General features: G+C 53.4%; 12 protein-coding genes. 6 read left to right on the forward strand and 6 right to left on the reverse strand.

Going from position 1 to position 10,361, the window contains the following annotated elements:
• Positions 1–6: 6 nt before the first annotated feature.
• Genes HPC37_RS08015 through HPC37_RS08040 form a run of 6 tightly spaced genes read right to left on the reverse strand, consistent with a single transcriptional unit; the run spans position 7 to position 5,153 of the window.
• Positions 7–660, reverse strand: a complete 654-nt coding sequence (locus HPC37_RS08015; protein ID WP_208122637.1) for an HAD family hydrolase — start codon at positions 658–660, stop codon at positions 7–9.
• Positions 633–1,649: an ABC transporter ATP-binding protein gene (locus HPC37_RS08020; RefSeq protein WP_208122638.1), complete on the reverse strand. Its 1,017-nt coding sequence runs from the start codon at positions 1,647–1,649 to the stop codon at positions 633–635. The genes HPC37_RS08015 and HPC37_RS08020 overlap by 28 nt, the downstream gene beginning before the upstream one ends.
• Positions 1,649–2,440 carry an ABC transporter permease gene (locus HPC37_RS08025; RefSeq protein ID WP_208122639.1) on the reverse strand — a complete coding sequence of 264 codons (792 nt, stop codon included), beginning with the start codon at positions 2,438–2,440 and terminating at the stop codon, positions 1,649–1,651. The genes HPC37_RS08020 and HPC37_RS08025 overlap by 1 nt, the downstream gene beginning before the upstream one ends.
• Positions 2,437–3,273, reverse strand: coding sequence for an ABC transporter permease (locus HPC37_RS08030; protein WP_208122640.1), 837 nt, complete (start codon positions 3,271–3,273; stop codon positions 2,437–2,439). The genes HPC37_RS08025 and HPC37_RS08030 overlap by 4 nt, the downstream gene beginning before the upstream one ends.
• A gap of 1 nt (position 3,274) precedes the next feature.
• Positions 3,275–4,078: an alkaline phosphatase family protein gene (locus tag HPC37_RS08035; RefSeq protein ID WP_208122641.1), complete on the reverse strand. Its 804-nt coding sequence runs from the start codon at positions 4,076–4,078 to the stop codon at positions 3,275–3,277.
• Between the two features lie 10 nt (positions 4,079–4,088).
• On the reverse strand, positions 4,089–5,153 hold the full coding sequence (locus tag HPC37_RS08040) for an ABC transporter substrate-binding protein (RefSeq protein WP_208122642.1): 1,065 nt from the start codon (positions 5,151–5,153) through the stop codon (positions 4,089–4,091).
• Between the two features lie 245 nt (positions 5,154–5,398).
• Here HPC37_RS08040 and coaBC point away from each other — a divergent pair, with 245 nt between their 5' ends.
• From coaBC to agp, 6 genes are all read left to right on the forward strand, one after another.
• Positions 5,399–6,634, forward strand: a complete 1,236-nt coding sequence (gene coaBC, locus HPC37_RS08045; RefSeq protein ID WP_208122643.1) for a bifunctional phosphopantothenoylcysteine decarboxylase/phosphopantothenate--cysteine ligase CoaBC — start codon at positions 5,399–5,401, stop codon at positions 6,632–6,634.
• 1 nt (position 6,635) lies between these two features.
• Positions 6,636–7,091: a dUTP diphosphatase gene (gene dut / locus HPC37_RS08050; protein WP_208122644.1), complete on the forward strand. Its 456-nt coding sequence runs from the start codon at positions 6,636–6,638 to the stop codon at positions 7,089–7,091.
• 2 nt (positions 7,092–7,093) lie between these two features.
• Complete coding sequence (gene slmA / locus HPC37_RS08055) at positions 7,094–7,696, forward strand: nucleoid occlusion factor SlmA (RefSeq protein ID WP_208122645.1); 603 nt, start codon at positions 7,094–7,096, stop codon at positions 7,694–7,696.
• A gap of 7 nt (positions 7,697–7,703) precedes the next feature.
• Positions 7,704–7,922, forward strand: a complete 219-nt coding sequence (locus HPC37_RS08060; protein ID WP_208122646.1) for a YheU family protein — start codon at positions 7,704–7,706, stop codon at positions 7,920–7,922.
• Positions 7,923–7,957: 35 nt separating this feature from the next.
• Positions 7,958–8,662 carry a cAMP-activated global transcriptional regulator CRP gene (crp, locus tag HPC37_RS08065; protein WP_208122647.1) on the forward strand — a complete coding sequence of 235 codons (705 nt, stop codon included), beginning with the start codon at positions 7,958–7,960 and terminating at the stop codon, positions 8,660–8,662.
• A gap of 165 nt (positions 8,663–8,827) precedes the next feature.
• Complete coding sequence (agp, locus tag HPC37_RS08070; protein WP_208122648.1) at positions 8,828–10,129, forward strand: bifunctional glucose-1-phosphatase/inositol phosphatase; 1,302 nt, start codon at positions 8,828–8,830, stop codon at positions 10,127–10,129.
• Positions 10,130–10,361 lie beyond the last annotated feature (232 nt).

Below are 10,361 nucleotides of genomic sequence, written 5' to 3' on the forward strand. Positions count from 1 at the left end.
TTTGATTTATTGCCAGTGAAAAATGGGCCAGTGGTGGTGCAACGCGTGGCTGTGGAGCTTGGCATCAGGGTTGATGACCATGGGGTGGGCAACCGCCTGTAGCAAGGGCAAATCGTTGATGGAATCGGAATAAAATCGCGCATGGCGCAACGCATATGCGTGCGCTTGCAAGTGCGCCTGCACGCGGGTGACTTTGCCCGCTTGATAGCTCAACACCCCAACGGTGTTGCCGGTGAAAGTGCGGTTGCGCTGCTCACAGGTGATTGCCACCACCTCGGTAATACCAAGCGCTTTGGCAATGGCATTGACGAGGAAATCCGCGGTGGCGGAGACAATTATCAGGCGCGCGCCTTGCCCCTGCCAATAGGCAAGCGTTTGCTTGGCTTGGGCATAAACCTTAGGCAAAACCGCACTTTGCACAAATTGCTCAACCAACGGGGCAATCTCTGGCGAGGTTTTGCCCACCAGTGGTGAGAGAAAATGGCGCATATACGCCGCCATAGGCAACTGTCCTTGGCTGTATTGCGCCATCATCGCCTGCTCTTTGGCGACAAACGCCGCATCGACCCAGCCGCAGTGATGCAAATGCGCCACCCACAGTGATGCGCTGTCGCCGGCGATCAAGGTTTCATCTAAATCGAATAACACGAGGGGTTGCATTCGAGCTCCTGTATTTGCGCCGCTGGGATATCCAGCGCCACCACGCTGCCAACGGGCAGCAACGCCGCCTTGCTTAAATTGAGGTGGTCAACCGTCAGCGCCATGCCGCCAACCGACACCCGATAGCGGACAATATTGCCCAGCAAACTGCGCTCGGTGATGTGCCCTTTGCCGTGGATAAAATCCACCGTCAGCCCTATCGCTTCAGGGCGAATGGCCACATCGCGCGTGATCGGCTGGCCCAACAGCGTGCTGGCTTGTTGTGCGCTGAGCACGTTGTAATTGCCAATAAAACTGGCACTAAAGCGCGTTTTCGGCGCGAGGTAAAGGGTTTCGGCATCGCAATTTTGCTCAATCCGTCCTTGGTTCATCAGCACAATGCGATCAGAGAGCGTCAGCGCTTCTTCTTGATCGTGGGTGACAAACAAGGTGGTGAGGTTGAACTCCTGCTGGATTTTTTTGATTTGCTCACGCAGGTGTTTGCGGATTCTGGCATCAAGGGCGGAGAGTGGCTCATCGAGCAGCAGCAAATCGGGCCGCGTAACCAGTGAGCGGGCCAGTGCCACCCGCTGGCGCTGCCCGCCTGAGAGCTGATGCGTATAACGCTTGGCGTAATCTTGCAGCTCAACGAGGGTTAAAATCTCCTCCACCCGCACTTTGATGGCCGACGGCAACTCTTTGCGCATTTTCAGGCCAAACGCCACGTTGTCAAACACCGTCATGTTCGGGAAGAGGGCATAACTTTGAAACACCATCGCGATGTTGCGTTTTTGTGGTGAAAGTGCGGTGATATCCCGCCCATTGAGGTGAATCTGCCCGCGACTGATATCCGTCAGCCCCGCAATGCAGCGCAACAATGTGGATTTGCCACAGCCTGAGGGGCCGAGCAGCGTGACAAACTCGCCACGCGCGGCATAAAACGCAATATCTTGAAAAATCGGGTTGTTGGCGTAATCTTTGTGGAGGTTTTCCACCGCTAAATACGACATCATCGCTCCTTGTGTGCCGCTTTGTTGCTGAGATTAGCCAGCAACGTGGCGATTAAAATTAACAAAAAGTACGACACCACCAGCGCGCTGGAATAATGCCCGCTGCGGTTGCGGATGTTAAACAGATACACCTGCAAGGTTTCAAACTGCCCGCCGACTAACATATTGGCGAATAAAAATTCACCAATGAGGAATGAAAACGACAAAAACAGTGCCGAGAGAATGCCATGGCGCAAATTCGGCACAATCACCTGCATCACCGCCTGTGGCATGCTTGCGCCCAACAGGCGGGCGGTGTCGATTAAATCGCGCAGATTAATCGCTTGCATATTGTTTTCTATCGCGCGGTAAATAAACGGCAAGGCAATGATGAAATAACACCCAATTAAAATCCACGGCGTGCCCGTTAACGCCAACGGCTCGTCGGCATAAAGCTGCAGCAAGCCCACAGACGACACCACCGGCGGCACCGCAAAGGGCAAAATCACCAGCAAGTTCATCAGCCCTTTGAGTTTGGGGTAATAATAATTGACCACAAAAATCACCGGGAAGGTACACACCACCGCCACCACCAGCGCAAGGGTGCAAACCAGCAGCGATCGGCCAAGGGCGGCGAGAAAGCGCGTGTCTTGCCACAACTGGGCATACCACTTAAGTGTCAGCCCCTCGGGCAAAAAGGTCGCGCCCCACTGGGTTGAAAGGGAATAAACCAGCGTGGCGGCAATGGGGGCGGCGAGAATCAGCAACAACAGTGCCACCACGCCGCTGTGATAGAGTTTTGCGCGGGTCATTGTGCCTCCTGCAGGTGATATTTTTTCAGCAAAGTGCGGTGAATCACGGTGATAAGCAGCATCAACAGCACCAAAAATACCGACAACGCACTGGCCAAATAGGGGTTGAGGAAGATGTCACCACTGACCAGCGCACCGATGCGAATCGGGATAATGTTAAAATTGCCGTTGGTCAGGGCATACAGCGTGGCATAGGCGCCTATGGCGTTGGCAAACAAAATCACAAAGGTGCCGAGAATCGACGGCATCAACACCGGCAGGGCAATTTTCAGCCAATAGGTCAGCCGCCCGGCGCCCAGCAGCATCGCCGCTTCTCGCCACTCTTGGCGCAGCGCTTCAAACGCGGGGTAAAGCAGCAACACCGCCAGCGGGATTTGAAAATAGGTATAAATCAAAATCACGCCGCTTTTGGAATAAATATTCACCGCCGAAAAGCCGTATTCCCGCAGCAGCAAATTCACCGTGCCATTTGTCCCAACCAAAATGATGAACGCAAACGCCAGCGGAATGCCAGAGAAGTTGCTGGTCATGCTGTTAAACGACAAAATAAAACGCCCCACGCGTGAGGGCTGCAGCGCACTGAGGGAATAACTGCCCACAAAGGCGATCACTAGCCCGAACAAGCTCGACCACCACGAAATCTCCAACGAGTAAGCTATCGCTTGGCGATAAAACGGCGATTGGGCAATTTCAATAAAATTCCCAAGCCCCCAGCCTTCGTCTTCTATTTGGAAGCTGTTGATGATGATCCAACCCAGCGGCAGGAGTTGAAAGAGCAAAAACAACACAATAAATGGCGCACACACCAGCCAAACCGCACTTTGGGTTTTCATCTCAGCCCCCTTTGAGCAGTGCGGCGCAATACGGTTTGTCGTGCGCCACACCCAGCAGCTGACACACCGTGCCGCAAATGTCTGTTTGCTTCACTTGCGCATCATCAAGGCTAAACCCTTCGCCAAGCACATACAGCGGCACCAGCGTTTCGGCATCACTGCCACAGCAATGGTCACCGTCATCGTTCATGCCGTGATCGGCGGTGACAATCACTTGATAGCCGTCTGCCAGCCAGCCTGGCAGATAATCCGACAACAGATTATCCGCACGGCGCGCAGCGTTGCGATAGGCTTGGCTGTTTTGCCCGTGCTGATGGCCGATATCATCAATATTCATCGAATGAATCAGCAAAAAGTGCGGTTGATGGCGCCTTCTCAGGCTTTCGGCATCGGCAAACAGGTGAGAATCGGGGTAATCATCTTGATAATAAAAATGCCCGTATTGAATCGCCAGCGCAGGGTTTTGCGTGTGCCTGTCGCGCGCGGGCGAAAACGGGCTTTGGTTATAAAGCTCACTCACCCAGTGATAGGCCGCCGCAGCGGTAGTCAGCCCTGCAAGGCGCGCATAATGAAACACGCTTTGCTCTTTCGATTGCCGCGTGATGCGGTTATTCACAATGCCGCTGTCAAGCGGCTTGACACCCGTGAGCAGGCATTCATACAGCGGGCGAGAGAGCGCGGGCAGCTCACATCGCACCGCGTAAAGGCACCCTAAACGTGCATCACAGCAGGCTTGCAGGTGCCCCAATGTTTGTGTTGCCGTTTGATAATTGAGCCCATCGAGCACCACCATGATGACGTTCATAAGCCAGCCCTTATTTCATGTTGATGATAACCATTTCTTGCCATTGGCGTGGCAGCTGCTTGGCGCTTTTCTCCCACGCTTGCGCATCTTGAATTGGGCGCGCGTTTTGATATTGCGCCGATGGCAGCAGCTTTTTCACCACATCCTCTGGCAAGTTGATGAAATCGGCGCGGATCGGGCGTGCATAGCCGCGAGCGAGATTGATTTGCCCCTCGTCAGAGAGAATGTATTCCCGCGCTAATTTAGCTGCATTCGGGTGCTTGGCGTATTTATTGATGATGGTAGAATAGCCGGAGGTGATCGAGCCGTCAGATGGAATCAACACTTCAAAACGGTTTGGGTCGATTTGGTCGCGATAATTCAGCCCATTGAAATCCCACACCACGGCCACTTCCACCTCGCCTTTTTCAAGGTTGGCAATGCTCGGGTCTGATACACCTAAGCGGCCTTGTTTGGCCAGCTCGGCAAAAAACGCCAAGGCTGGGCTAAGGTCACGCTCATCACCCCCGAGGGCAAAATTGGCCGCCAGCACGCCGTTGACCGCTTGCGCCGCGGCACTGACATCGCCCACGGTGACTTTATATTGCCCTGTTTTCAACGCCGCCCAACTTCTCGGGATATCCTTAACACGATTTTTGTTCACGATAAACGCAATGGTGCCAGTATATGCCAGCATCCAGTGGCCCTCTTGGTCTTTTGCCCACGCTGGGATTTGGTCCCAATAGCGGGTTTTATAGGCCATGGTCACGCCCTTTTTCACCGCCAGTGGGCCGAAGGAGGCCCCTACATCACCAATGTCCGCGGTGGCGTTTTTCTTTTCGGCGGCAAATTTGGCAATCTCTTGCGCCGAGCTCATGTCGGTGTCGGTGTGCTTCAAGCCGTATTTTTGCTCAAGCTGATCCCAAGTGTCTTTCCAGTTCGCCCAGGTGTCTGGCATGCCAACACTGTTAATCGCCCCCTCTTTTTTGGCAGCATCAATCAACGTATTAAGGTCGTCAGCCGCTAATGCGCTGGCAGATAATGCGCCAGCCAACACGGCCGCCAACGCACCTTTTTTGAGATAAGAAAAAGTCATAGTGTCTCCTTTTGTGTTTGTGGTTTTTATTCGACGAGGATTTTACCCAAAGAATATGACAATCATGTGACAACCCGCGCAAAGGCCACCGCACTTGACATCCCCCCAACGCACTTTGATTTCAATAACCGCTTGTCTTTCATTGTGTTAAACTTTTGTGAGTACTCATTAACATTTGGCTGCGCGGCATTGTTTTGTTAGCCGAATGGGAATTTTTGCAGTAAAATGGCGCAAAAGAGGTGAACATGAATAAACTCGCTGAAAAACATATTGTTGTTGGCATCACCGCTGGCATCGCCGCGTATAAAAGCATTGAATTTATCCGCCTGTTGCGCAAGGCGGGCGCTTGTGTGCGCGTGGTGCTGACCGAGTCTGCGCAGGCGTTTGTCACGCCATTGACGCTGCAGGCGATTTCAGGCAATGCGGTGGCCACCTCGCTGCTCGACCCGCAAGCCGAGCTGGCGATGGGGCATATTGAGCTGGCCAAATGGGCCGATGTGGTGGTGATTGCACCGGCCACAGCTGATGTGCTTGCCCGCCTTGCTACGGGGCAGGCCGATGATTTGCTCACCACGTTGTGCTTGGCCACCCGCGCGCCACTGTTGCTGGCGCCAGCGATGAATCAGCAAATGTTCGCGCACGCCGCGGTCAAGGCCAACCTCGCCACGTTAAAAGCGCGCGGGGCGCACACCGTCGGCCCGAATGCGGGCGAGCAAGCCTGTGGCGATGTCGGCTTGGGGCGCATGGCTGAACCGAGTGAAATTTTTGACGCCGTGACCGCACTTTTACACCGCGAAAATGACCTCGCTGGCCTGGTGGTCAGCGTGACGGCCGGCCCCACTCAAGAGGCGATTGACCCGGTGCGGTATATCAGCAATCACAGCTCAGGCAAAATGGGCTTTGCTATCGCGCAGGCCTTTGCTGAACGCGGCGCGCAGGTCAACCTCATCGCAGGCCCTGTGGTGCTGGCAACGCCGGCGAATGTCACGCGCATTGATGTGCTCAGCGCGCAAGAAATGCACCGCCACGCCATGGCACTGGCGAAGCAAAGTGCGGTTTTTGTTGGCTGCGCGGCGGTGGCGGATTACAAAATGGCACAGGTTGCCGAGCATAAATTGAAAAAAACCGACGCACAAGACACCCTGACGCTGACCTTGGTGAAAAACCCAGACATCATCGCCTCGGTGGCGGCGTTGACAGCGCAGCGCCCGTTTGTGGTCGGCTTTGCTGCCGAAACGCAAAATGTGGCTGACTACGCCCAGCGTAAACTCGCGCGCAAAAATCTTGATATGATTTGCGCCAATGATGTGTCACGAAAAGAGATTGGCTTTGGCCAAGAGCAAAATGCGCTGAGCGTGTTTTGGCCAGGTGGGCAGGCCGATTTGCCGCAGGCCAGCAAGCTGACTCTAGCCCGCGCGCTGGTGGATTTGATTATCACGCACCGCAACAAAACCCAAAGTGCGGTCAACCCAAAGGAATAGCATGAAAAGCATTGATCTGAAAATTTTAGACCCACGCATTGGGCGCGACTTCCCGCTGCCGGCCTACGCCACCCCAGGCTCAGCCGGGCTGGATTTGCGCGCGATGCTTGACGCACCATTAACATTGAAACCAGGCGAAACCCAGCTTATCCCCACTGGCATCGCGGTGCACGTGGCCGACGCCAACCTTGCCGCGGTGATTTTGCCGCGCTCTGGCCTGGGCCATAAAAACGGCATTGTGCTGGGCAACTTGGTCGGCTTGATTGACTCCGACTACCAAGGCCCGCTGATGGTGTCATTGTGGAACCGCGGGCAGAGCGAATTTACCGTTGAGGTGGGCGATCGCATCGCGCAACTGGTGTTTGTGCCGGTGGTGCAAGCGCAGTTTAACGTGGTGGACGACTTTGAAGCCAGCGAGCGCGGCGCGGGCGGGTTTGGCCATTCAGGTAAGCAATAAGCATGAAACAACCGACTGAAAAACGCCCTCGCGCGGAGCGCAAAAAGCAAGTGCTGACGGTGCTGGCGCATTTGTTGCACTCAGAGTGTGGCATGCAGCGCATCACCACCAAACGCTTGGCGCAAGAGGTGGGCGTGTCAGAGGCGGCGCTGTATCGTTATTATGACAGCAAAGAAGCGTTATTCACCGCCTTGATTGACCACATTGAAGAAAATTTGCTCTATCGCATTCGGATGTCGCTGAAAAACGACACCGACAGCGTCACCCGCGTGCACAATATTATGCAGCTGATTTTGGATTTTGCCCGCAAAAACCCCGGCATGACCCGCGTGCTCAGCGGCCACGCGTTGATGTTTGAAGAGCCCAAACTCAAGCAGCGGCTGGTGAAGTTTTTCGACAGCCTTGAGGTGCAATTTAATAACATTTTGCAAATGCAGCGCCTGCGCAACGGCAAACCATTTGCGATTGATGAAAAACTGATCGCCGCGCATTTGGTCACCTTTTGTGAAGGGCAGTTTGTCCGCTATGTGCGCACCAATTTCCGCCGCAGCCCGCACAGCGACTTTGAGCAGCAATGGCCACTATTTGCGTCATTACTGAAATAGGGTTACTATGATAATACCGTGGCAATCACTCAATCACGACACCCTCGAAAACGTGCTCGAAAGCATCGTGTTGCGCGAGGGCACCGATTACGGCGCGCATGAACTGACGCTGGCTGAAAAAACAGCGCGCTTGCGCCGTGCGCTTGAGTGTGGACGCGCCGTGCTGGTATGGTCTGAACTACACCAGTCACTTGATATAAAAGAAAAATCTTCCTTTGGGCAATAGGGCTTGAAGAAAGTGCAGTAAACTAAGAGGTATTTATGCAAGAGCAAACACCAGCCCAAAAACAACCACAATCCAATGCTAACAGCAACGCCAATGGCAACGCGAATAATGCTGCGGCCACCCCAACGGCAGACCCAACATTGGATTGGTTTTTATCCCATTGCCACATCCATAAATACCCCGCGAAAAGCACGCTCATTCACGCTGGCGAACAAGCGGAAACCCTCTATTACTTGATTAAAGGCTCCGTGTCGGTGTCGATCAAAGACGAAGAAGGCAAAGAGATGATCCTCTCTTACCTCAACCAAGGGGATTTTGTCGGCGAAATCGGCCTGTTTGAGCCTGGCAGCTCACGCACTGCGTGGGTGCGCGCCAAAACCCCGTGCGAAGTGGCTGAAATTTCCTACAAAAAATTCCGTCAGTTGATCCAAGTCAACCCAGAGGTATTAATGTATCTCTCAACCCAATTGGCGAACCGTTTGCAACACACCTCACGCCAGGTGATGAACCTCGCCTTCCTTGACGTGACAGGCCGCATCGCGCAAACTTTGTTGAACTTGGCTAAAATGCCAGAGGCGATGACCCACCCAGACGGGATGCAAATCAAGATCACCCGCCAAGAAATTGGCCAAATTGTTGGCTGCTCGCGGGAAACCGTCGGGCGCATTCTCAAAATGCTCGAGGATGAAAACCTCATCTCCGCCCACGGCAAAACCATTGTCGTCTACGGCACGCGTTAATCTCCCAAGCCCTCGCTCGAGGGCTTTTGTTTACCCCTCATTTGACCGCACTTTTGTTTTTTGCCCTTAATCGTGCGGGCGGGATCACACTTCTTGCGCACTCATGTTGCATTGCCACGCAAAAAAGCTTACAAAGAATATGGTTTATAAACAAAAGGAGATGTTATGAAACGCTATTCACTGATTGCTGTGTCGATTGCGCTGGCGCTGTCTGCGGGTTGTAGCAGCCAACGCGCACCCGAATTATCACAAAGTGCGGTTGAGAAAATGACATTAGAAAAAGTGGTGATGTTAAGTCGCCACGGCATTCGCGCGCCATTGGTGGGCTACGGCAGTGTGCTGGCAGAATCCACCCCGCAAACCTGGCCACAATGGCAAACTAAGCCTGGCCACCTCACGCCAAAAGGGGCGAAATTAGAAAGCCTATTTGCGCAATATTTAGACGAGTGGTTTGACCAAACTGGCCTACTGGCGAAAAACCAATGCCCAGACAGCGAAGTGCTGATTTATACCAACAGCAAGCCGCGCACCATTGAAAGTGGGGAAAGCTTTGCCGAGGGTGCCTTCCCGCATTGTCATGTCAAAACCCATTATCTCGCCAAAATTGACACCATGGATAACACCTTCAACCCGATTGTGCGCAGCAAAGTGGATGCACAATTTGAAGCCAAAGCGAAAAAATCCATCGACGAGATGCTTGGCAACGGTGGCTTTGACGGCCTAAACGCGCAGCTTAACGCCAATTATCAAGAGCTTGAGCGTGTGCTGGATTACAAAAACTCGCCACTGTGCCTGCAAAAACAGCACTGTGATTTCGCCCAAGAGCCAAACACCTTGAGCTTTGCGCAAGGCAAAGAGCCAAAAACCACAGGCCCGCTTCGCAACGGCACAGGCGCGGGTGACAGCTTCAGCCTGCAATATTATGAAGGCTTCACCATGCCTGATGTGGCTTGGGGCAAAGTCAGCCGCGATGATCAATGGCAAAAGTTAATTGATATTAAAAATAAATACAACGATGTGCTCTTTGGCTCACCGGTGATCGCGAAAGAGGCCGCTACACCGCTGCTGACCTTTATCCAAAATGCGTTTGTCGATAAAGGCTACCAGCATCCATTGGTTAACGCCGCTCAAAAAGCAAAAATTGTGCTCCTCGTCGGGCATGACTCCAACGTCGGTTCACTGCTGCCATTGCTGAAAGTCAAAGACTACACCTTGCCTGAGCAGTTTGAAAAAACCCCTGTGAGCGGCAAAGTAGCATTTGAGCAATGGAAAGACGCCGAGGGCAAAGCGTGGATGAAGGTGGAATACCTCTATCAAACCACCAAGCAACTGCGTGAGGGCACGCCACTGAGCGCGCAAAATCCTGCTAAGCGCGTGACGCTTGAGCTGCAAGACTGCCCAACCAACGCCGCCGGCTTCTGCCCAATGGCGCAATTTGAAAAGGCCGTTGAAAACGCGTTGAAATAATCACTCCAAAGTGCGGTCAGACTTGACCGCACTTTGTTTTATCACTCCGTCATCGCTATTGTTTTTCCTTGTTCTCTTTGATGACTCCGTCATCGCTATCGTTTTCGCTGTTTGTGCTGGCTCTCGGCGCGCGCGTTTATCACTCCGTTATCTCTATCGCAATTCCACCTGCGGCGGCGACCGCACTTTCTTTCATGACTCCGTCATCACGCTACGGTTTCGCCGTTGGCGA

It is taken from the genome of Spirabiliibacterium mucosae (genome assembly GCF_014884965.1).
GTDB lineage: Bacteria > Pseudomonadota > Gammaproteobacteria > Enterobacterales > Pasteurellaceae > Spirabiliibacterium > Spirabiliibacterium mucosae.

Bases quoted from the DNA above. Each gene is read 5' to 3' on its own strand.
- HPC37_RS08015 (WP_208122637.1), bottom strand. From the start codon at position 660: ATGCAACCCCTCGTGTTATTCGATTTAGATGAAACCTTGATCGCCGGC.
- HPC37_RS08020 (WP_208122638.1), bottom strand. From the start codon at position 1,649: ATGTCGTATTTAGCGGTGGAAAACCTCCACAAAGATTACGCCAACAAC.
- HPC37_RS08025 (WP_208122639.1), bottom strand. From the start codon at position 2,440: ATGACCCGCGCAAAACTCTATCACAGCGGCGTGGTGGCACTGTTGTTG.
- HPC37_RS08030 (WP_208122640.1), bottom strand. From the start codon at position 3,273: ATGAAAACCCAAAGTGCGGTTTGGCTGGTGTGTGCGCCATTTATTGTG.
- HPC37_RS08035 (WP_208122641.1), bottom strand. From the start codon at position 4,078: ATGAACGTCATCATGGTGGTGCTCGATGGGCTCAATTATCAAACGGCA.
- HPC37_RS08040 (WP_208122642.1), bottom strand. From the start codon at position 5,153: ATGACTTTTTCTTATCTCAAAAAAGGTGCGTTGGCGGCCGTGTTGGCT.
- coaBC (WP_208122643.1), top strand. From the start codon at position 5,399: ATGAATAAACTCGCTGAAAAACATATTGTTGTTGGCATCACCGCTGGC.
- dut (WP_208122644.1), top strand. From the start codon at position 6,636: ATGAAAAGCATTGATCTGAAAATTTTAGACCCACGCATTGGGCGCGAC.
- slmA (WP_208122645.1), top strand. From the start codon at position 7,094: ATGAAACAACCGACTGAAAAACGCCCTCGCGCGGAGCGCAAAAAGCAA.
- HPC37_RS08060 (WP_208122646.1), top strand. From the start codon at position 7,704: ATGATAATACCGTGGCAATCACTCAATCACGACACCCTCGAAAACGTG.
- crp (WP_208122647.1), top strand. From the start codon at position 7,958: ATGCAAGAGCAAACACCAGCCCAAAAACAACCACAATCCAATGCTAAC.
- agp (WP_208122648.1), top strand. From the start codon at position 8,828: ATGAAACGCTATTCACTGATTGCTGTGTCGATTGCGCTGGCGCTGTCT.